16 protein-coding genes and 1 pseudogene are annotated in these 20,741 nt (G+C 64.5%); 6 read left to right on the top strand and 11 right to left on the bottom strand.

Translation table 11 applies throughout. The features are described 5' to 3' along the window. Window positions 1–19: 19 nt before the first annotated feature. The 3 genes from NLM31_RS13630 to NLM31_RS13620 are packed head-to-tail and all read right to left on the bottom strand — an operon-like array spanning window position 20 to window position 4,591. Window positions 20–541, bottom strand: coding sequence for a PRC-barrel domain-containing protein (locus NLM31_RS13630; protein ID WP_254129862.1), 522 nt, complete (start codon window positions 539–541; stop codon window positions 20–22). A 22-nt stretch (window positions 542–563) separates the two neighbouring features. Next, window positions 564–2,768: an amylo-alpha-1,6-glucosidase gene (locus NLM31_RS13625; RefSeq protein ID WP_254192556.1), complete on the bottom strand. Its 2,205-nt coding sequence runs from the start codon at window positions 2,766–2,768 to the stop codon at window positions 564–566. Between the two features lie 59 nt (window positions 2,769–2,827). Then, the gene (locus NLM31_RS13620; protein WP_254129860.1) at window positions 2,828–4,591 is read right to left on the bottom strand and encodes an ABC transporter ATP-binding protein; all 1,764 of its coding nucleotides are present in this window, start codon (window positions 4,589–4,591) and stop codon (window positions 2,828–2,830) included. Between the two features lie 274 nt (window positions 4,592–4,865). Here NLM31_RS13620 and NLM31_RS13615 point away from each other — a divergent pair, with 274 nt between their 5' ends. After that, window positions 4,866–5,936: a glycosyltransferase family 4 protein gene (locus tag NLM31_RS13615; RefSeq protein ID WP_254192555.1), complete on the top strand. Its 1,071-nt coding sequence runs from the start codon at window positions 4,866–4,868 to the stop codon at window positions 5,934–5,936. A 173-nt stretch (window positions 5,937–6,109) separates the two neighbouring features. On the opposite strand, the gene NLM31_RS13610 is transcribed toward NLM31_RS13615, so the two are convergent. From NLM31_RS13610 to NLM31_RS13590, 6 genes and pseudogenes are all read right to left on the bottom strand, one after another. Then, window positions 6,110–8,041: an alkyl/aryl-sulfatase gene (locus tag NLM31_RS13610; protein ID WP_254192554.1), complete on the bottom strand. Its 1,932-nt coding sequence runs from the start codon at window positions 8,039–8,041 to the stop codon at window positions 6,110–6,112. A 71-nt stretch (window positions 8,042–8,112) separates the two neighbouring features. Next, complete coding sequence (locus NLM31_RS13605) at window positions 8,113–9,270, bottom strand: GGDEF domain-containing protein (protein WP_254192553.1); 1,158 nt, start codon at window positions 9,268–9,270, stop codon at window positions 8,113–8,115. A gap of 179 nt (window positions 9,271–9,449) precedes the next feature. Next, the gene (locus NLM31_RS43220) at window positions 9,450–10,733 is read right to left on the bottom strand and encodes a TRAP transporter large permease subunit (RefSeq protein WP_309143728.1); all 1,284 of its coding nucleotides are present in this window, start codon (window positions 10,731–10,733) and stop codon (window positions 9,450–9,452) included. A gap of 240 nt (window positions 10,734–10,973) precedes the next feature. Next, a pseudogene (locus tag NLM31_RS43215) lies at window positions 10,974–11,318 on the bottom strand (TRAP transporter small permease); the annotation flags it as partial. Window positions 11,319–11,578: 260 nt separating this feature from the next. Next, on the bottom strand, window positions 11,579–12,580 hold the full coding sequence (locus tag NLM31_RS13595) for a DctP family TRAP transporter solute-binding subunit (RefSeq protein ID WP_254192552.1): 1,002 nt from the start codon (window positions 12,578–12,580) through the stop codon (window positions 11,579–11,581). A 217-nt stretch (window positions 12,581–12,797) separates the two neighbouring features. Then, window positions 12,798–13,568, bottom strand: a complete 771-nt coding sequence (locus NLM31_RS13590) for a methyltransferase domain-containing protein (protein WP_254192551.1) — start codon at window positions 13,566–13,568, stop codon at window positions 12,798–12,800. A gap of 144 nt (window positions 13,569–13,712) precedes the next feature. Between NLM31_RS13590 and NLM31_RS13585 the strand changes: the two genes are divergently transcribed. Further along, a complete protein-coding gene (locus tag NLM31_RS13585; RefSeq protein WP_254196178.1) occupies window positions 13,713–14,456 on the top strand; it encodes an SDR family NAD(P)-dependent oxidoreductase in 744 nt (247 codons plus the stop codon). A gap of 70 nt (window positions 14,457–14,526) precedes the next feature. Here NLM31_RS13585 and NLM31_RS13580 read toward each other — a convergent pair whose 3' ends face one another. After that, complete coding sequence (locus NLM31_RS13580; RefSeq protein ID WP_254192550.1) at window positions 14,527–14,829, bottom strand: GIY-YIG nuclease family protein; 303 nt, start codon at window positions 14,827–14,829, stop codon at window positions 14,527–14,529. Window positions 14,830–15,023: 194 nt separating this feature from the next. Then, the gene (locus tag NLM31_RS13575; protein WP_254192549.1) at window positions 15,024–15,953 is read right to left on the bottom strand and encodes an AraC family transcriptional regulator; all 930 of its coding nucleotides are present in this window, start codon (window positions 15,951–15,953) and stop codon (window positions 15,024–15,026) included. 500 nt (window positions 15,954–16,453) lie between these two features. On the opposite strand from NLM31_RS13575, the gene NLM31_RS13570 reads away from it, so the two are divergent. From NLM31_RS13570 to NLM31_RS13555, 4 genes are all read left to right on the top strand, one after another. After that, entirely contained in the window at window positions 16,454–17,398 is a 945-nt protein-coding gene (locus NLM31_RS13570; protein WP_254192548.1) for an AraC family transcriptional regulator, read from the top strand. Window positions 17,399–17,496: 98 nt separating this feature from the next. Beyond that, window positions 17,497–18,486 carry an alpha/beta fold hydrolase gene (locus NLM31_RS13565; protein WP_254192547.1) on the top strand — a complete coding sequence of 330 codons (990 nt, stop codon included), beginning with the start codon at window positions 17,497–17,499 and terminating at the stop codon, window positions 18,484–18,486. 46 nt (window positions 18,487–18,532) lie between these two features. Beyond that, on the top strand, window positions 18,533–19,738 hold the full coding sequence (locus NLM31_RS13560; RefSeq protein WP_254192546.1) for an NAD(P)/FAD-dependent oxidoreductase: 1,206 nt from the start codon (window positions 18,533–18,535) through the stop codon (window positions 19,736–19,738). Between the two features lie 36 nt (window positions 19,739–19,774). Then, window positions 19,775–20,686 carry an MBL fold metallo-hydrolase gene (locus tag NLM31_RS13555; protein WP_254192545.1) on the top strand — a complete coding sequence of 304 codons (912 nt, stop codon included), beginning with the start codon at window positions 19,775–19,777 and terminating at the stop codon, window positions 20,684–20,686. Window positions 20,687–20,741 lie beyond the last annotated feature (55 nt).

Below are 20,741 nucleotides of genomic sequence, written 5' to 3'. Positions count from 1 at the left end.
GGTCAGCCCTCCCCCCTCCTCATTGGATGGCTTGCAGCGGCTGAAGGCTGCCGGACGCGCCGAGCACGACCATCGGCGTATCCTCCTTGTATTCCGGCGCGGCCGCGACCTGCGCCTTGGTCAGTTCCAGCGTAATGCTGTCCTTCTTGTTGACGATCTTGCCGAACCGCATCGCGTTCCAATCCACCACGATCTTGCGGCTGCCGACGCCGAGGAAGCCGCCGAAGTCGATCACGGCGGCGCGCACATGGCCGGTGAGATCGACGATGACGTCGACGATATGGCCCATGTCCTCATCCGCAGCACTGCGCACGTCACGGCCGAGCACGCCGTGGGCGTCGCTGGCGCCGATGATCGTCACCGACGGCGGCGGCGCCGCATCCTTCGGCGTGACCGGCACCACCGAAGCCGGCGGCTGCGCCGTCGGCGGTGCATTCGCCTCGGTCGCGGCCGCGGGCGGGTCTTCCGCGGCGCGCGATACCGCAACCGTCAATCCCGCGACGATCGCGGCGCTCAAGGCCAACCATCCGGCGCTACGCATGAACCCTCCTTGCCGCGGCTCCCTAGCGCGCCAGCACGATCGACACCTGGATCTGGCCGCGCGTGCGCAACACTTCCAGCGCCACGTCGTGACCGTGGCGGATGACCCGCAGATCGACGCTGGACTCCCCGAGCTGCAGATCGTGCAGGATGACCTCGTTCAGGAACGGCGGCAGATGCGGATTGCGCAGGCGTATCTCGCCGCGCGCGACATCGAACTCGATGCCGAGCGCCGCCTCCAGCAGCGTGAACGGCGTTGCGCTGGCCCAGGCCTGCGGGGCGCAGGCGACAGGATACAGCGTCGGGCCGCGCCGCTTCTCGCGGCGGAAGCCGCAGAACAGCTCCGGCAGCCGTCGCAAATCCATATAGGTTGCGGCATCGAACAAGCCCTTGAACACATGTGCGACCGAGTGCTTGAGCCCGTAATGGGCGAGCCCAAGCGCGATCAGCGCATTGTCGTGCGGCCAGATCGATCCGTCGTGATAGGACATCGGGTTGTAGCGCACCTCGCCGCGCGCGACGGTGCGGATGCCCCAGCCCGAGAAGAAGTGCGGCCGCATCAGATCGGCAGCCACAAGACGGGCGCGGTCCTCGCGGATCATGCCGCTGAACAGCACCTGCCCGGCATTCGAGGTGCGGACCTCGCATCGCCGCTTCTTGCCGTCGAGCGCAAGCGCGTAGGTGCCAAGCTCCTCGCACCAGAACGCTTCCTCGAAACGCTCGGCGAGCGCCTTGGCTTCCGCCTCGAGCTTCCCGGCGATATCAGGCTTGCCGAGCCGCAGCGCGCATCGCGCGGCGAGCTGCTTTGCGGCGTAGACATAGCCCTGCACCTCGGCGAGCGCGATGTTGCCCTCCGCGAGCTTGCCGTCGGCATGGAAGATCGCGTCGAAGGAATCCTTCCAGCCCTGGTTGGCGAGCCCCTTCTCTGTGGCGCGCTGGTATTCGACGAAGCCGTCCTGGTCGGGGTCGCCGGGGCCGTCGATCCAGGCGAGCCCGGCCTCGATCGCAGGCCACAGCTCGGTCAACGTCTTCTCGTCGCCGGTGCGCTCGAAATAACGTCCGGCGAGCAGGACGAACAAAGCGGTCGAATCCACGCTGCCGTAATATTGCGAGAACGGCACCTCGCGCAGCGCCGCCATCTCGCCGCCGCGCATCTCGTGCAGGATCTTTCCCGGCGCAGCATCGGCGAGCGGATCGACGGCCTTGGCCTGGAAATGCGCCAGCCGCCGCAGCACGCCCTTGGCCACCCGCGGATCGACCCACAGCATCTGCAGCGCGGTGATCAATCCATCGCGGCCGAACGTCGTCGAGTACCAGGGAATGCCGGCATAGGGGTAGCGCCCCTGCGGCGTCTCCGTCATCAGCATGTTGAGGTCGGCCATGGCCTGGCACAGCACCTCGTTGAAGATGTTGTTGGATGTCTCGATGCTGGCCGCGCCGACCGTCGACTGCCGCATCTCGCGGCGATGCGCCAGCAGGCCCCTGAAGAAGCGCGCCGGCTTCTCCGCGATCGGACGGTTGCAGGATACGGCGACGAACAGCGACTTGGACTCATGCGGATCCAGCTCGAGCTGCCAGGTCGCCGCATTGACCGAGAGCCGTGTCGGACGCGGATCGAAATGGAGCCCCGTGGTCCGCTCGGCTTCGTCGAGACCGCGATATTCGAACAGGACGTCGGTCGGCCCGAGCAGCTTGCTGGTGCCGGTGCCGCGGCGCGGCCGCCGCTCGCCGCGCACCTCGAACAGATCGGCAAAATCGTTATCGAACAGCAGCGTCAGCTCGAAACTGGCGCGCTGCTCGCCGTGGTTCTGCAGCCCGATGCGCTGATACGCCGTGCCGCGCCACAGGAAGATCGTGCGCACGATGTGCAGCAGGTCCTTCTGCAGGACAATGCGACCCTGGCGATAGATGTCGGGATTCGTCAGGTCGACCGTCAATCCCGAATTGTCGTCGCGCAGGTTCGAGCCGAGCAGGAGCGGCTGGAGATCATCGAGCACGAGCTCCAGTCGCGCCAGATAGCGCGTGTCATGGTTGAACAGGCCATCCGGCCCGCCGGCCGACGCGCCGATGTCGCCATGGCTGTCCAGCACGATGAATGTATCGTCGTGCTTGAGCGAGCGACGGGGCCGCGCGGCGGGCCCCGTCATCGGAATGTAGAACGCTTGCTCCGCGACGGTCTCCATCGTCTGCGATGCCGGGACGATCTTGGTTGCGGCTTCGGCTGCCATGAGCTGCTCCCCTGCGGCCTGTGTTTCGAACGCGACCAACGCAAACGCAACTGTTGGGTTTACGCGGCGAACTTCGCGAGCCGGCTCATTTCCTGCGTCACCAGTTCACGGTACGGACCGTGGCCCTGCATCAGCCGGTCGGGCGCGCCGTCTTCGATGATCTTGCCGTGCTTGAGCACGATCACCCGGTCGAAATTGCGCAGCGTCGCAAGGCGATGCGCGATCGCGATCACGGTGCGGCCCCGCATCAGGCGCGCCAGCGCCTCGCGGATTGCCTCCTCCGACTCGCTGTCGAGCGCCGCAGTCGCCTCGTCGAGCAGCAGGATCGGCGCGTCCTTGACGAAGGCGCGCGCGATCGCGATACGCTGGCGCTGGCCGCCGGACATCTTCACACCGCGGTCGCCGACCATGGTGTCGAGCCCGTCCGGCAGGCTGTCGATGAAATCGCAACGCGCGGCAATCGCCGCCCGCAGCACCTCGTCGTCGGTTGCGTTCGGCCGACCGTAGCGGATGTTCTCGCGGATCGAGCGGTGGAACAGGGAAATGTCCTGCGGCACCACCGAGATCGCCTCGCGCAGACTCTGCTGCGTCACCATGGCAATGTCCTGGCCGTCGACGGTCACACTGCCCTCGTCCACATCGTAGAAACGTTGCAGCAGCGTGAAAAGGGTCGACTTGCCGCCGCCGGATTGGCCCACCAGGCCGACGCGCTGGCCGGGCTGCAGCCGCAGGCTGAAGCGTTCGAAGATCTTCTCCGCGCCGGGATAGCCGAAGGTGACATTGTTGTACGCGATCGCAGCGCCGCTCTTGACCAGCGGCTCCGCCTCGGGGTGATCCTTCAGTTCATGCGGCGTCAGCAGCGTGGCGATCGCCTCGGTCAGGCGCGCGACATGTTGCGTGACGTCGACCAGCGCCACCGCGAGATCGCGCGTCGCGCTCAGGATGGAAATGCCGAGGGTGCAGACCAGCACGACGTCGCCGGTGGTCGCCTCACCCTGTTGCCAGAGCGTGACCGCCCAGGCCATCAGCGCGACGGTCAGAAGCACGGTCACGGCTGCGTGGAACAACCGCAGCTTCTCCAGATAACGCAGGCTGCGCCCGCGCGCATTGACTTCCCGGTTCACTGTGGCATCGAACCGCTCATGCTCGTGGCCGATGCCGCAGAAGGCGCGCACCAGCGGCATGTTGCTGATGACGTCGATCATCTCGCCATCGACGGCGGCCGCCTTGTCGGCGAAGTCGTCATGCAAAGGTTTGCCGGCCGCGGCCAGACGGAACATGGCGATCACCATGCCGCCGGCGATCACGATCAGGCCCGCGGCCATATAAGGGCTCACGGTTCCAATCAGCATGATTGCCGCAATTGTGGCAATGCACGGCGGCAACACATTCCAGACGAACATGTTCTCGACGGTGAACACCGCATTGGATGTGGCGGTAATGCGGCTGGTCAGCATGCCTGGCATGCGGTCCGAGAAGTAGCTCGGCGCGTGTCCGGTCAGATGACGAAATATGTCACGGCGTAAATCACCCGTGACACGCACGAAGGTGAAGCTCGCTGTCCAACTCGCGATCCGCCACAGGAAGTTGTCGGCGGCGATCAGCGACATGAGCAGAATGAATGCCAGCCATACGCTTCCGCCATGAGAGGTTCCCGCGGACAAGGCGTCGACAAGCGATTTGACGCCATACTGCGTGCCTACCGAGCAGGCAACGGCTGCAACGACGGCGCCAAGGATCACCAGATGTGACGCCAATCGACGCCGTAGATAGCGCAAGACAAAGGCAAATGGCCTGCGCGCATATCCAGAGAGATGATCCATTCGCTGCGACCCCGTCGTGATGGTTTCAATTTTTCTCTTAGCCGATTGAACATCGACCGCTTCGCCTCGGTTCCCGGGCGAAACCATCACGACATGCGGATGCGGACGATGTGAGATGAGGTGATGGCATCATCGCGGCCACGCTGCAGTGTGTCGAAGAAGTAACGTTCGGGAGAAGGAACTTCGCAAATGCGAGAACGTTCCCTCCCCGGCATGCCGGTGCCGAACTCGGCAGGGGCTTAAACTTCCATGATCGCACAAAGGAGATGGTGAGATGCGCATCGCGCAGGTAGCTCCGTTGACGGAGGCTGTTCCACCCAAGCTGTATGGCGGCACCGAGCGGGTGGTGCATTGGTTGACGGAAGAGTTGGTTGCCCTTGGTCACGACGTCACATTGTTCGCCAGCGGCGACTCGCAGACGTCGGCGAAGCTGGACGCATTATGGCCGCGGGCGCTTCGCCTCGACGGTTCCGTGCGCGATCCCAACGCGCTGCACATGGTGCTCCTGGAGCGCGTGCGGCAAAAATGTGACGACGAGGAGTTCGACTTCCTCCACTTCCATCTCGACTATTACCCGTGGTCGCTGTTCCACCGGCAGCCGACGCCGTTCGTCACCACGCTGCATGGCCGGCTCGATCTGCCGGAGCATCAGCCTGTCTTCAACACATTCTCCAAAATGCCTGTCATCTCGATCTCGAACGCTCAGCGCCGGCCGGTGCCGCAGGCGAACTGGGTGACGACGATCCACCACGGCCTGCCGGAGACCCTGCTGACGCCGAAGCCGGCGAGGCAGGAATATCTCGCCGTGCTCGGCCGCATCGCGCCGGAGAAGGGCGTCGATCGCGCCATCAAGATCGCGATGCATTGCGGTATCCCGCTGAAGATCGCGGCCAAGGTCGATCGTGCCGATCAGGACTATTACGACGAGCTGATCAAGCCGATGATCGTCAACAACCCGCTGGTGGATTTCATCGGCGAGATCAGCGATCACGAGAAGTCCGATTTCCTCAGCGGCGCGCTCGGCCTGCTGTTGCCGATCGACTGGCCGGAACCGTTCGGCCTCGTCATGATCGAGGCCATGGCCTGCGGCACGCCGGTGGTCGCTTTCAACCGAGGCTCGGTGCCGGAGATCATCGACGAGGGCCTCACCGGCTTCGTGGTCGAGGACATCCTCAGCGCCGCCGGCGTCGTCAACCGCCTGGCGCAGCTCGACCGCACCGCCATCCGCAAGCAGTTCGAAAAGCGCTTCACGGCGCGGCGCATGGCACTCGACTATCTCGCCGCCTATCGCAGCCTGACCGAGGCCACCGCGCCGCGGATCAAGCTGGTGAGCAGCGCGGAGTAAGTAACTCCCACCAACAGTGTCGTCCCGGACAAGCGAAGCGCAGATCCGGGACCCATACGCCGCAGCAACGGTTTGGCGAAGACTCGGAGTGACCAGTCTCGCGCCAAACTTCTCTCTGGGGTTATGGGTCCCGGCCTGCGCCGGGACGACACCGAGATTGTTGTGACAGATCGCTACCCCACCACCGCCCGCTTCGGCTCCACGATCTCGAACATCCGCGGGAATTCATCCATCAATCCCATCAGCTCGGCGAGCTTCATCGGGTTGCCCGACAGCTTGACCTTGCCGGCCGCGACCGCTTCCGGAAAGCTCGTCAGCTTCGCGATCACCTCATCCAGCGTGGCCCGCGCCAGCGTGAAGCTGGCATCGGAATTGTCGGCCTGCACGCCTTCCGTATAGGTCAGCGCGCAGTTTTCGAGATTGAGCACGAAGGTCTCGCCGGTATCCGAGAAATTCCAGTTCAGCACGATATGCTTGCCCTCCGCCTTCGGGCCGTTGAGGCGGATGCCGAGCACGTCCCAGAGCTGTGAGGTCCGCAGCGCGGCCAGCGTCTCGCGCGGCATCGGTGCGCGCGGCGGCGTCTTCGGCATGCCCTGCCGCAATTCCTGGGCACCGAACAGATAGGCGTTGCGCCAGGTCGAGCTCTCGGCGGCATAGCCGAGCTGCTCCAGCGTATCGGCCAGCAATGCGCGCGCGGCCTGATTGTCCGGCTCGGCGAAGACGAGATGGCCGAGCGCCTGCGCCACGAAGCGGAATTCGCCCTTGTCAAAATCCGCAGCAGCGCGCGTCAGGATCGCGTCGGCGCCACCCATGTACTCGACATATTTCTTGCCCGACTCCACGGGCGGCAGCGGATCGAGATTGACCGGGTTGGCGTCGTACCAGCCGAGATATTTCTGGTAGATCGCCTTCACGTTATGGCGGATGTGGCCGTAGTAGCCGCGACCGTGCCAGGCGCCTTCGAGACTCTTCGGCAGCTGGATCGCCTCGGCGATCTCCGCCGCGTTCAGCCCGTGGTTCATCAGCCGGATGGTCTGGTCATGCGCGAATTTGTAGAGGTCGCGCTGCTCGCGGATCATGGTGTCGATGCGCTCGCGTCCCCACACCGGCCAGTGATGCTGGCCGCACATCGCTTCGGCCCTGCCGCCCCACAACTGCAGCGCCTCGTTGAGATATTTCGACCACGCCAGCGCATCGCGCACGTCGGCACCGCGGAACGGCAGTAGATTGTGGAAATTGTGCGTGCAGTTCTCGGCGAGGTTCAAGAGCTTGTAGCGCGGGAGGAAGAAGTGCATCTCCGCCGGCGCTTCGCTGTTCGGCGCCATCTGGAATTCGAACTCGACGCCGTCGATGACGCGCTTGTCGCCGGTCGCCATGATCAGGTCGGTCGGCCGCAGCAGCGCCACCGCCCCCGCTGCCATGGTCTTGCCGAGGCCGCAATCGACCTGCCCACGAACGCCCTTGGCGAGGAACGGCCCGAACTGGTATTGCGCCCGCCGCAGCATCGCCGGTCCGGCGATGATGTTCTCGGAGACGGCGTGCTCCATGAACAGGTTCGGCGCGATGATCGGCACGCGCCCTGTCGCCAGCGCGTCCTCTTCCAGTACACCGCGCGCGCCACCCCAGTGGTCGGTATGGGTGTGGGTGAAAATGATGGCTGCGACGGACTTCAGGCCGCGGTGCTTGTAGTAGAGATCGAGCGCGGCGCGCGCGCCTTCGATCGAGGTCAGGGTATCCACCACGATGATGCCGCTGTCGCCCTCGATGAGCGTCATGTTGGCGATGTCGAGCCCGCGCACCTGGTAGACGCCCGGCACGACCTCGAACAGGCCGTGCTGCATGTTGAGCCGCGACTGCCGCCAGAGGCTCGGGTTGACCGTCGGCGGCGCCTGCTCGGCGGACAGAAAGCCATAGGGCTCGAGGCTCCAGACCGTCCGCCCCTGCGGGTTTGTAATCTTCGCGTTGTCGATCGTGCCGAGAAAGCCGCGCGCAGCGTCGTCGAAATCCCGTGTGTCGGAAAACGGCAGCGCATTCAGCATCGCCGATTGCTGCGCAATGACGGACGGCGTTGCGTCCTTCGGCTCATTGCTGGAAATCTCGGTCATAAGGCTCCTCCCCGGCACGTCTTGATTGGGGAGGCATCTAACCGCATCTTGATTGCGGTTCCAACCGCTGCTTACGCGGCCAGCCCTTCGGCGGTCGATTGACCAGATGCGGCGCCGTCCGCCATCCGCAATTCCCGCGCCAGCACATAGCCGCCGCGATCCTGCTTGGCCCGGTAGAGCGCCCTGTCGGAGCGCGACAGCAGCGCCTCCGCGGTTCGGCCATCGTCCGGCGCGACAGCCACGCCGACGCTCACGCCGAGCTCGATGGCCTGTCCGTCGACGTCATAAGGCGCGCTGATCGACTGCACGATACGCTGTGCCATCGCTTCCGCATCGCGCGCGGCGCGTTGAACCAGGACGAATTCGTCGCCGCCCATCCGCACCACGAGGTCGTCGGTGGCGGCGATCTCGCCAAGCCGCCCGGCGACCTGCTTCAACAGCGCGTCTCCGACGGGATGACCGAAGCGGTCGTTCGCTTCCTTGAAGCGGTCGAGATCGAGCGTATGGACGGCAATCGCCCTGACCGCGAGCATGGCGGGCAGGTCCGTCGCAAGCACCGAACGATTGGCCACACCGGTCATCGGATCGACGCGCGACAGCTGCTCGAACTGACGCTTCAGCGTGATCTGGTTGATCGAGGCGTTGAAGCTCAGCCGCACCATCTCGAAGCTCGCGACCACATACATCAGGATCAGGAGCCCGAGCCCGACATGGCGCAGATCAGGCTGCATGAAGGTGACGATTGCGGCGGGCGCGGCGATCGCGATCAGATCGAGCAGCGCCGCGACCGGGCGCAGCGCCAGCCGCGCCACCACACCGGCGCCAAAACCGAAGCCGATGCCGATCGCCATCACGCAGCAGAGCGCATCGCCCAGCACGATGCTGCGCGCGGCAAACAGGCCGAGGATCAGGGCCGTCACGACGGTGCCGGCCACATAGCGCCGCTCCCAGCGCGCGCCCTCGGTCCGACCGAGCTGCGGCGCACGGGCGAGGCGGCGACGGAATGCGAAAATCTCGAACAGGCGGACAATGGCCACCACGATGCCGGCGACCGTCAGGGCCGCCGTCACCATGTCGCCGGTCTCGTAGGTCGTGATGGCGCCCACCATCGCCAGGCAGGCGGCCGCGAGAATGTTGGGCATCGTCGTGCCGTGCAGGCCCGTGATGACTTCCACATAGACGGCGTCGGAAATCGACGCCCGTCCGGATTCCATTCTGTTGAACAACATGCCAGCACCGATCCTCGCGGGCATGTTTCTACCGCAGACCCGTAAAGATCGGTTCCCAGCGCACCGATAGCATTAGAGCGCGCGGGTTTACCGCGCGTTAGCCATGTCGCGCGCCGGCCCTGCTTATTGTTCGAGCATGATCCTCTCGGAAAACCGCTTCACACTTTTCCGGATCAAGCTCAGTGCATCCCCAGCACCCGCGGCAGCCACAGCGTCAGATCGGGCCAATAGGTCACGATGACGAGGAAGCCGAGCATGGTGAGCAGCCACGGCATCACCGCGCCGGCGAGATCGGTGATGCGCATTCGGGCTATCATCGAGGCCACGTAGAGGTTCAAGCCGACAGGCGGATGGCAGAGGCCGACCTCCATGTTGACGTCCATGACGATGCCGAAATGAACGAGGTCGATGCCGAGCTTCTTCGCGGCCGGCGCCAGGATCGGCGCCATGATCAGGATGATCGAGTTCGGCTCCATGAAATTGCCGGCGAGCAGCAGCAGCACGTTGACGACGAGCAGGAAGCCGACCCAGCCGAGATTCTGCGCCGCGATCCAGTCGGCGAGCGTCGCCGGCAGGTTCTCGTTGGAGAGCACGAAGGAGAACAGCACCGCGTTGGTGACGATGTAGAGCAGCATCGCGCTGGTGTTGGCGGCACGCAGCAGCACCCGCGGCACGTCGACCATCTTGATCGCCTTGTAGACGAACACGGCGATGATGAAGGAATAGACCGCGGCCATCGCGGCGGCTTCGGTGGCGGTGAACAGGCCGCTATAGATGCCGCCGATGATGATGACGACCAGCATCAATCCCCAGATGCTCTCGCGGAAAGCGTGGAGGGTCTCGGCCCAGGTCGCCTTCGGCAGCCGCGGATAATCACGCTTGCGCGCGAGCCACCAGGTGACGATGCAGAGCATCGTCGTCAGCAGGATGCCCGGCAACAGACCGGCGACGAACAGCGCGCCGATCGAGGTGTTGGTCGAGACCGCATAGACGATCTTCGGGATCGACGGCAGCATCAGGATGCCGAGCGAGCCGGCGACCGTGATGATGCCGGCGCCGAAACGCATCGGATAGCCGTGGCGGACCATCTCGGGCAGTACGATGGCGCCGATCGCGGCGACCGTCGCCACGCTCGAGCCGCACACCAGCGCGAACATCGCGCAGGCGACGATGCCGGCAAGACCAAGGCCGCCGTGCCAGTGCCCGATCAGCGAGGTCGCAAAATTGATCATGCGCCGCGCCACGCCGCCATGGGTGAGGAAATTGCCGGCGAGGATGAAGAACGGGATCGCCATGATCTCGAAACCCTCGATGCCCGTGAAGAGCTTCATCGAGACGGCTTCGATCGGCACCGCGGTCAGCGTGAACAGGAACGTCATCACGGTGAGGCCGAGCGCGATCGAGACCGGAATGCCGGTCAGCATCAGCGCGATCAGCAAGGCGAATACGGTCGCCGCGCGCATCCAGTGCGGCAGCACGATGAAGCCGGTCTTCTCGCCGAGGCAGAGCATGAAGATCAGGATCGGCGCCATGATCAGGATCACGCCGAGCGGCGAGACTTTTCGCGCAGCAGCCCTTGTTGCCGCACCGGCGGGCTGCGGATGCAGCGCCGGCGAGCCATCGGCCTCAACGCCCTCGACATGGGTCTCATCATGATGCGGCAACTCGCCGGTCCAGTAGTAGGACCAGGACACCTGGAGGAAGCGGAAGCACATCAGGCCGGAGCCGAGCGGGATCGCCAGATAGACGAACCACATCGGCGCTTCCAGATCGTTGGATTGCTGCCCGGTGTGGAACATCTCGCGCACGAAGGAGGCGCCGAAGGCGGCGATCATGCCGGTGAACAGCGCGCCGCACAGCAGCGAGAACAGGATGACATGCTTGCGCGAATGCTCGGGCAGGCGGTTGACGAGCAGGTCGACGCCGACATGGATGCCGGTGCGCACGCCATAGGCCGCGCCGAACTTCGCCATCCAGATGAACATGTAGATGCAGAGTTCCTGCGCCCAGGACAGATCGAGCTCGGACAGGAAGGTGAACACGGCCATCGATGCCGATGCCAGCCAGGTCATGCCGTGCGCGGCGGCCCATCGCGAGAACACGATCGATTCGCCCGCGCCGTAACGGTGCACGACGGCGATGAAGATCAGTCCGGTTGCAGCCGCAATGAGCGTCGCGATCAACCATTCTTCGAGATGGTTGAGCCCCTGGTTCAGCACGCGAAGCAAATCAAAGCCCCCCTATCGATGCGAAACGGTCGGGAGTGCGCACACTCCCGACCGTTGGTATTATTCTCCCGGAAACCGCGTCAGTTCATCTTGACGTCGAGTTCCTTGGCGACGAGGTCGAGCACTTCCTGCCCGACCCGGCCTTTGGCCCAGGTGTAAGTCGGCCGCATCGCTTCCTGCCATGCCTTGCGATCGGCGTCAGTCAGATAATGCAGCGTGGTCTTGCCCGCCTTCTTGATCTCGGCCAGCGCGTCCTCGTTTTCCTGATGCGCGATCTGGTTGGTGTATTCGGTCGCCTCAGCCATCGCCTTGTCGAGCTGTCCGCGAATGTCAGGCGGCAGGCCGGACCAGAATTTCGAATTGACGATGACCGCGTATTGCAGATGCGCGTGATAGGACACGGTGATGTCCTTCTGCACCTCGTAGAATTTCTGCGTCAGATAGTTGGACGCCGTGTTCTCGCAGCCGTCGACCACGCCGGTCTGCAGCGCCTGGTAGACTTCCGAGAACGCCATGATCTGCGGGATCGAACCCATCAGGCGGAAATACTGGTCAGCGATCTTGGAGCCGGAGATGCGGAACTTGAGGCCCTTGAAATCCTCCGGCTTCGTCAGCGGACGGTTCGACGACACCATGTGGAAGCCATTGTCCCAATAAGCGAGACCGGTGATGCCCTTGGCTTCCAGCTTCTGGAACAGCCATTTGCCGACGGTGCCCTTCATCGCGTTGGAATAGGTCGCGTCGTCCTTGAACAGCCAGGGCAGGTCGAGCGCCTCGAATTCCTTGATACCGAGCGGCGCGAATTTCGCGGTCGAGGGCGCGAGCATCTGCACCGAGCCGAGCTGCAGCGCCTCGATCTCCTCCTTGTCCTTGTAGAGCGAGGAGTTCGGATAGACTTCGATCTTGACCTTGCCGTCGGTGTACTTCTCGGCAAGCTCCTTGAACTTCAGCGCGCCCTTGCCCTTCGGGGTGTCGTTGGCGACGACGTGACTGAACTTGATGACGATCGGGCTCTGGGCTTGAGCCATAGCCGGGGCCAAAGCAAACGCGGCCGCAGCGAGCGCGAAGAGCAGTTTGCGCATGAGAAGGACCTCCCCAACAACCTCGGAAACCGGGTTCTTTTTTGTTTTACGGTTTCAGTAGTGGCAGCAATCCCAACCCCGAACAACTAGACCTAAGCCCAATTTGCCGCAGCGAAGCTATGCCGCAGGGAAGCTATCTTGGCGGCCGTCGCATGCGCAACCCAGCGCCCGCTCCGGCCCCGCGAAGCGAGCGCTTATGTCGCATCGCCGAAGACCATTAACCCTTGCGCTGGGCGACCATGAACAGCCGCCGGAACGGAAACAGCGTCTGCCCCGCCGCATTCTTGGGATAGGCCTTGGCGACTCGCTCGCCATAGGCCGCTTCGAACGCGGCTTTCTCGTCGCCCGCGAGCACGTCGAGATAGCGCGTCAGCCAGGTGCCCTTGGTCCATTCCTTCACGGGATTCTCGCCCTCGAGGACCTGGAGATATTCGGTCTCCCAGATGTCGATATTCTGTGACAGCGGCGCGAGGACGTCGTGATAGAAGGCCGGCCCCTCGACCGGCGGCGGCGTGACGAGGTGCTCGACCTTGGACCGCCACGGCCCGTTCAGAGCGGTTTCGCCGATCAGCACATGCGACGGCGCCAGGAAGTTGCGCGGCATCTGCACCGCAAGCATGCCGCTGGGCGCGACCTTCTCCATCACCGAGGGGAAGAGTGCCGCATGATTGGGCAACCAGTGCAGTGCGGCATTGGAATAGACGACGTCATATTGCTTGGCCGGGCGCCAATGGCCGAGGTCCTCATGCGACCATTCCACGTCCGGCGCGGCTTTGCGCCCGGCGGCAACCATCTCGGCCGAGCCCTCGACGCCGGTCACTGCGGCGGTGGGCCAGCGCTCCTTGATCAGCTTCGTGACATTGCCGGCGCCGGCGCCGAGATCCGCGACCGTGCGCGGGGCGACATCGGGAATCCGCATCAACAGGTCCACTGCGGGCCGGAGCCGGTGGCCGGAGAATTTCAGATATTGCTGCGGATCCCAGACCATCACTCACGCCTTTTCTTTTTCGTGTTTCCTTCGGTGTCGGCCTTGGTTACCACTGCTCGTCCCGGTCGGGCAAATCGCTGCACCCGGGACAGGGCGGAAAACGAACACCAAAAACCAAAGAAGCAATCAAGAGAGCGTGTGACCATGGACCTCGGGCTGAAATCGAAAACCGCTGTCGTCACCGGAGCAAGCATCGGCATCGGCCGCGCCATCGCCAAGGGCCTGGCCGCCGAAGGCGTGCGCGTGGTCGGCGTCGCGCGGCGCACCGACCTGCTGGCCGAGCTGGTGAAGGAGGTCGGCGGCGGATTAATCACGCCGTTCGAGCAGGACGTGATGGCCAAGGACGCAGCCGAAAAGATCGCCGCGTTCGCGCTGAAAGAACTCGGCCATGTCGACATCCTCATCAACAATGCCGGCGGCAGCCGCCCCCTGCCCGTCGATGCGCCCGACAGCAAATGGGACGAGGCGATCGCGCTGAACTTCACCAGCTACCGCCGCATCGCGCACGCGCTGCTGCCGCAGATGATCGAACGCAAATGGGGCCGCATCGTCAACATCACCGGCAAGTCCGAGCCGGAAGGCCTCAACGCCGCCTTCGCGGCAAAGGCCGCCGTGCACGCCTGGGCCAAGGGCCTGTCGCGCGAGATCGGCGAGCACGGCATCACCATCAACTGCATCCCGCCCGGCCGCATCATGAGCGAGCAGATCCGCCGCAACTATGCGCCGGATTATCGCGAGCGTTTTGCCGAGGAAGAGATTCCGGTCGGCTATTGGGGCGAGCCGGAAGATCTCGCGGCACTCGCGGTGTTCCTGGCCTCACCCGTGGCGCGCTACATCACGGGAACGGTGATCCCGGTCGATGGCGGCTTGCGAAGGTATCAGTTCTGACTTCCCGCACATCTCTCGTGTCCCGGACGCGGTGCAGCACGAAGTGCTGCTCCGCAGAGCCGGGACCCAGTCATGCCGCCAGGGAATTCAGCTCATCCGTCAGATCGCGCCAGTTCGGATTGAGCTCTTCTATCAACTTGAGCTTCCACGCGCGCCGCCAGCGCTTCAACGAATGTTCGCGCGCCCGCGCTTCCAGCACTGACTCGAAGGTCTCGAAGTAGACCAGCAGTGCAACATCATATTGCCGGGTGAATCCGGGTATCAGCTTTGCCTTATGCTCGCTTATTCGGCGAGCCAAATCGTTCGTCACACCGACGTATAAGGTGCCGTTTCGCTTGCTTGCCAGAATGTAGACGAAGAAGCACATACGCATGCAACCGCAGGTCGATGACATCTATCTAAGATTGCATATTTCGATTGCGTCGCCAAGCATTTCTGGGTCCCGGCTCTGCGGAGCGTCACTTCGTGCCGCACCGCGTCCGGGACACGAGCCTTTCCGTAGCTTCCTTCGCAGGCCCATCAACTTGCGTGCCCGGTGTCTTCAGGCATCGTCGACTAGGTCGGATCTCACCCCTCGCGGCTTGCTGTTCCCAGCGCATCGCGCCGCCATGCACCCGGGCTGACGCCTGTTATCGCGGAGAACACCCGCGTGAAGTGGCTCTGGTTGGCGAAGCCGGCCGAAATCGCAACGTCGGACAGCGACAGGCCGCGCACGCTCATCAAGCTCTTGGCGGTTCGCACGCGATGATGCAGCAGCCAGCGATACGGCGGCAGGCCGGTCGACGCGCGAAACGCGCGCGAGAAATGGCTGACCGAGAGGCCGAGTTCGGCGGCGATGGCCTGTAACGGCAGCTTGCCGCCGAGATCCGCTTCGAGCTTGTCGCAGGCGCGCGCCAGCTGCCATGGCGCAAGCGCACCGCGGATGGTTTCGGCCTTGTGCCGAAAGCCTCCATAGGCCTGCGCGACGTGGGCGGTCAGCCCCATCATCATGTGATCGATGAAGATCTGGTTGGCCTCATCCGGCCGGCGCAGTGCCTGGCGCAAGGACGCGCCGATATGGCGGACGATGGCATCATCGTGCCCGACGAGGCTGCAGTCGAGCGTATCGATGCGCCGTGCCCCCGATTGATCGGCAAGGCCGTCGAGCGCCGAACGCGGCACGTAGAAATGCAGCGAGTGAAGCGGCTTGTCGATCACGTAACGCGGATCGGCCTTGAGATCGTAGATATAGGTGGTGCCGGCGTGAACATCCGTCTTCTTGAGGTGACGGCCCTGCTCCCAGATCTCGCACTCCGGATAGTCGCGCAGCTTCAGACCGACGAGATAGGCATCTTCGGCGGCAAACGAACCGGAAAGACCGGGCACCGGATTGTCGTTGCGGGTTTCGGTGACCGCGATCTCGGTGCTGCGCAGCGAGCGGGTCACCAGCGTGGGCGGCGCTTGCTCGAGGCGGAGGAATTCGCCGAGCCGTTCACCGTAAGCGCCTGTCCTGGTCATCGTCTGTCTCTTCTGTGATGGTCCGAGAGCAGGCCACAGCAACCCGCCAGTTCGAGACCGGTATATCGGCTATCCACCCCTTGCTGTCCACGACCGACGACGTCGCACCCGGCGGGCGCGTAGCTTCGCCCCCGATCGGCCCACATCAAAATTCAGCAATTATTTCAAGACGATCCGATGAACGCCCTGGCGATGCGCGTGTCGTCGAACCGAAACAGGACATCACGACTTTTCACAAACGCACGCGGGCTGCACGCATGCGGCGTCCGCGGAGCAGGATCAGGCAACGTAGGGCAGTTTCAGGAAAGACGCGGATTCTCGCGCCACCTAAAACCCGCAAATCAACGGTGACGGAACTGCGACGGATCGCCTTCGAACCCTCGGTTCAACCGTTGCGCAGGGATCACCAGACCGGCCCGTTCCGTCCCGCCATGCGGCGGCCGACGCCATGATCACGACGTCGCGCCCCCAGCGACGCACCCCCACACGAGCGAAAGTCCATGAGCAAGGTTGTCTTGCGCGAGTCTCCCAATGAAATCCCCGCCGCCTCTCCGGCACAGCGCGACGCAGCGCCGGCCGGCGACCGGCCCGCTGCCGATGTGGAGATGGCGCGCGTGCTCGGAACGGTGCCGTTTCGCATGGCACTGGATTCCTCCGGCGCCGGAATCGCGCACTGGAAGCACGAGCCGCTACACGACGTCGTCGAACCCATGAACCATCATGTCATCATGGCCTATAACGGCGCGGTCCAGCGCATGGAGCGGCGGTCCGGACGATCCGTCGCGATCGGGACCTTTCGCCCCGGCGCCGTGATCATCATTCCGGAAGGATCGAGCTCACGGTGGGACATTCCAAAACCCGTCGACGTCGTTCAGCTCTATCTTCCGCAGGCCACGCTGCAGCGTGTTGCGGACGAAGCCGCTGCGCCGGCTGATCTTTTGGAACGTACCGCGCATCCCGATCCCGTGACGTCCCGATTGCTGCTGAGTGCGGCGGATGTCCTGGAAGGTAACGAGGCGCTGGACACGCTATTCAGGCAGCAGCTGATGGATTTGCTGGCGACACGCCTTCTCGCGGCGCATAGCGGCACGCCGAACGCGATCGCGCCGGCAAGGGGTGGCCTGGCGCCGAAGACGCTGCTCCGCGCGATCGAGCGGCTGCGCTCGGACAGCGATGCCGACGTCTCGCTCGCGGCACTTGCGGCCGAAGCCGGCCTCTCGCGCTTTCACTTCTGCCGCGCATTCAAGGACAGCACCGGGCTTTCCCCCCATGCCTGGCTGCGGCAGCACCGGCTCGAGCAGGCCATGAACATGCTGCGCGACACCGACGAATCCGTCGTCTCGGTCGCGGCCACGCTCGGCTATTCCTCGCAGACCGCCTTTGCCGCCGCGTTTCGAAAGCTCACCGGGGAATCGCCGCGCGATTGGCGGCGGCGCGCGCGTTAGCAGCAATCGCGCTGCAATCGCGTCAATCGCGCTGGGGCATCGGCACATGCAGTTCGCTAGGAATCATGGCGCCCCCACTCCTGGAATGGAAATTTCAAATGGCCTTGATCAGTTCCGTAAGCCGGATCGCAACCACCTCACGACGAAAGATTCTCGCAACGACGCTCATGTACGCAGCTTCGGTGACTGTCCGCTCCACCTCGGCCGCAGGCAGCGATGTCAAAACCGCGGCGCTCTCGACCGGGAAGAGCGACGTCGCGACCTCCGTCACCACCAGCGACGGCGTCAAGATCTTCTACAAGGACTGGGGACCAAAGTCCGCGCAGCCGATCGTCTTCCATCACGGCTGGCCGCTCAGCGCCGACGACTGGGATGCCCAGATGCTGTTCTTCCTCGCTAGGGGCTTTCGCGTCATCGCGCATGATCGCCGCGGCCATGGCCGCTCGAGCCAGGTCAGCGACGGCCACGACATGGATCATTATGCCGCCGACGTCGCGGCCCTCGTCGAGCATCTCGATCTCCGCAACGCCATCCACATCGGCCACTCCACCGGTGGCGGCGAGGCCACGCGCTACGTCGCACGTCACGGCCGGGATCGCGTCGCCAGGCTGGTGCTGATCGGCGCGGTGCCGCCGCTGATGCTCAAGACCGAGTCCAATCCCGGCGGATTGCCGCTTGAGGTGTTCGACGGCTTGCGCCGGCAGCTCGCCGCCGGCAGGTCGCAGTTCTATCTCGAATTCGCGAGCGGACCCTTCTACGGCTACAACCGTCCGGGCGCGGAGCCGTCGCAGGCCGCGATCTGGAACTGGTGGCGCCAGGGCATGATGGGCAGCGCCAAGGCCCATTACGAGAGCATCAAGGCCTTCTCCGAGACCGACTTCACCGAAGACCTGAAGGCCATCACCGTGCCGACGCTGGTCCTGCACGGCGGCGACGACCAGATCGTCCCCGTCACGGACTCGGCACTGTTGTCGGCCGGGCTTCTGAAGCACAGCACCTTGAAGATCTACGACCTGCTGCCGCACGGCCTCTGCACGACGCATCCCGACATCATCAACGCCGACTTGCTCAAATTCGTGACGGCGTAGCCCGCGCCCTCATCGCAAACATCTCAACCAAGGAGTTACCCCCCACATGCGTATCGTCATCATCGGTGCCGGCTTCGCCGGCATGTATGCCGCCCTTTCAGCCGCCCGCCTGCGCGACATCCAGGGCGTTTCGCCCGACAAGCTCGAGATCGCGCTCGTTTCGCCCGAGCCGACGCTGGTCGTCCGCCCGCGGCTCTACGAACCGAAGCCCGAAACCCTGACGGCACCATTGCAGGATGTGCTGAAGGCGATCGACGTCGTCTATATCAAGGGCAGCGCCGAGGCGATCGATACCAAGTCCAAGGTCGTCGAGATCGCCGCCGCGGAAGGCGCCAGGAAGAAGCTGGCCTATGACCGGCTGGTCGTCGCCACCGGCAGCCGCCTGTTCCGCCCGAACGTTCCCGGCCTTGCCGAGCACGGCTTCAGCGTTGACCAGCTCGACGACGCCATCGCGCTCGATCGTCACCTGCAGAGCCTGTCGAGCCGCCCGGCCTCGAAGGCGCGCAACACCGTTGTCGTCGCCGGCGGCGGCTTCACCGGCATCGAGGCCGCGACCGAAGTGCCGTCGCGCCTGCGCAAAATTCTCGGCAAGGACGCGGAGTTGCGCGTGGTCATTGTCGACCGCAACCAGGCAATCGCCCCCGACATGGGCGCAGGCCCCCGCCCGATCATCGAGGAGGCCCTGCGCAAACTCGGCGTCGAGACCAGGCTCGGTGTCGGCGTCGCCTCGCTCGACAAATCAGGCGTCACGCTCTCCAGCGGCGAGCACATCGCATGCGAAACCGTGATCTGGGCCGCCGGCATCCGCGCGGCCCCGCTGACGGCGCAGATCCCCGCCGAGCGCGACCAGTTCGGCCGGCTGCTGGTCGACCGCGATCTGCGCGTGCCATCGGTGGGTGGCGTCTTCGCCACCGGCGATGCCGCGCGGGCCGCGTGTGACGACAACGGCAATTACGCGCTGATGTCGTGTCAGCATGCGACCCGGATGGGTGCCTTCGCCGGCAACAACGCCGCCGCCGAACTGCTCGGCGTTTCGACCCGGCCCTATCACCAGAAGGCCTATGTCACCTGCCTCGACCTCGGCGAAGCCGGCGCGCTGTTCACCCGCGGCTGGGAGCGTACGGTCGAGATGGTCGGCGACGTCGCCAAGAAGACCAAGCAGGAAATCAACACGGTCTGGATCTACCCGCCCAAGGCCGAACGTGCCGCAGCGCTCGCCTCGGCCGATCCCGAGCGCGTCACCGCTCTCTGAGCAACCACCACCCTCGACCTTCAACAGGAGACCAAGATGAATCTGCACAACACGTCCATTGCATCGAAATCCGAAGAGCTCGTCCCATCACGCTACGCGGTGCGCATCGGCCAGATCGACGTGCTGGTGGTCAGCGACGGTGTGCTGCCGCTTCCGACCACGATGCTGGCACACAACGCCGACCCCGCCGTCCGGGCCAACTGGCTGCACGACATGTTCTTGCCGCCTGATGCTTTCGACTGGGCGCTGAACGCGGTGATGGTGCGAAGCGGCGACAAGACCATCCTCATCGACGCCGGACTGGGCTCCGACCCGGACCTGCACCTGCCGCGGGCGGGTCAGTTGATCAAGCGATTGGAATCCGCCGGGATTGATCTGGCGTCCGTGACCGACCTGGTGCTGACCCACATGCACATGGACCATGTCGGCGGCCTGCTCGTCGACGGCGTCAAGGAGCGGCTGCGCAAGGACCTGCGCATCCACGTGGCGGCGGCCGAGCTCAAGTTCTGGGAGGCGCCCGATTTCACCCACACCAACATGCCGCAGGGATTCCCGGATGCGCTTCGCGCCGCCGCCAAGCGGTTCGTCAAGGAGTACGGCAGCCAGATCCGTCCCTTCGACGAGCAGCACGAGGTCGCGCCGGGTGTCGTCGTTCGCCGCACCGGCGGCCACACCCCCGGACATAGCGTGGTCCGCGTGGCCTCCGGCAACGAAGCACTGACATTTGCCGGCGACGCCGTGTTCGCCGTCGGGTTCGACCAGCCCGAGTGGCACAATGGCTTTGAGCACGATCCCGAAGAAGCCGCGCGCGTTCGTGTCCGTCTCCTGCGCGAGATCGCAAAGAGCGGCGAGCTGCTGGTCGCCACGCACATGCCGTTCCCGTCCGTCGGACACGTCGCAGTCGCCGGCGACGCCTTCCGCTGGGTGCCGGTGTTCTGGGACTACTGAGCGGTATCGAACGAGATTGGACTGGGGCGCGAGCTCACGTGAGACGTGGGCTCGC

The sequence above is a fragment of the Bradyrhizobium sp. CCGUVB4N genome, from assembly GCF_024199945.1.
GTDB lineage: Bacteria > Pseudomonadota > Alphaproteobacteria > Rhizobiales > Xanthobacteraceae > Bradyrhizobium.
This window is presented reverse-complemented; position numbering and strand designations above follow the sequence as displayed.

Excerpts from the sequence above, each read along its gene's own strand:
- NLM31_RS13570 (WP_254192548.1), top strand. The coding sequence starts at position 16,454 with ATGAGCAAGGTTGTCTTGCGCGAGTCTCCCAATGAAATCCCCGCCGCC.
- NLM31_RS13575 (WP_254192549.1), bottom strand. The coding sequence starts at position 15,953 with ATGACCAGGACAGGCGCTTACGGTGAACGGCTCGGCGAATTCCTCCGC.
- NLM31_RS13585 (WP_254196178.1), top strand. The coding sequence starts at position 13,713 with ATGGACCTCGGGCTGAAATCGAAAACCGCTGTCGTCACCGGAGCAAGC.
- NLM31_RS13555 (WP_254192545.1), top strand. The coding sequence starts at position 19,775 with ATGAATCTGCACAACACGTCCATTGCATCGAAATCCGAAGAGCTCGTC.
- NLM31_RS13625 (WP_254192556.1), bottom strand. The coding sequence starts at position 2,768 with ATGGCAGCCGAAGCCGCAACCAAGATCGTCCCGGCATCGCAGACGATG.
- NLM31_RS13580 (WP_254192550.1), bottom strand. The coding sequence starts at position 14,829 with ATGCGTATGTGCTTCTTCGTCTACATTCTGGCAAGCAAGCGAAACGGC.
- NLM31_RS13615 (WP_254192555.1), top strand. The coding sequence starts at position 4,866 with ATGCGCATCGCGCAGGTAGCTCCGTTGACGGAGGCTGTTCCACCCAAG.
- NLM31_RS13620 (WP_254129860.1), bottom strand. The coding sequence starts at position 4,591 with ATGGATCATCTCTCTGGATATGCGCGCAGGCCATTTGCCTTTGTCTTG.
- NLM31_RS13565 (WP_254192547.1), top strand. The coding sequence starts at position 17,497 with ATGGCCTTGATCAGTTCCGTAAGCCGGATCGCAACCACCTCACGACGA.
- NLM31_RS13605 (WP_254192553.1), bottom strand. The coding sequence starts at position 9,270 with ATGTTGTTCAACAGAATGGAATCCGGACGGGCGTCGATTTCCGACGCC.
- NLM31_RS13610 (WP_254192554.1), bottom strand. The coding sequence starts at position 8,041 with ATGACCGAGATTTCCAGCAATGAGCCGAAGGACGCAACGCCGTCCGTC.
- NLM31_RS13595 (WP_254192552.1), bottom strand. The coding sequence starts at position 12,580 with ATGCGCAAACTGCTCTTCGCGCTCGCTGCGGCCGCGTTTGCTTTGGCC.
- NLM31_RS13590 (WP_254192551.1), bottom strand. The coding sequence starts at position 13,568 with ATGGTCTGGGATCCGCAGCAATATCTGAAATTCTCCGGCCACCGGCTC.
- NLM31_RS13630 (WP_254129862.1), bottom strand. The coding sequence starts at position 541 with ATGCGTAGCGCCGGATGGTTGGCCTTGAGCGCCGCGATCGTCGCGGGA.
- NLM31_RS13560 (WP_254192546.1), top strand. The coding sequence starts at position 18,533 with ATGCGTATCGTCATCATCGGTGCCGGCTTCGCCGGCATGTATGCCGCC.
- NLM31_RS43220 (WP_309143728.1), bottom strand. The coding sequence starts at position 10,733 with ATGCGCGCGGCGACCGTATTCGCCTTGCTGATCGCGCTGATGCTGACC.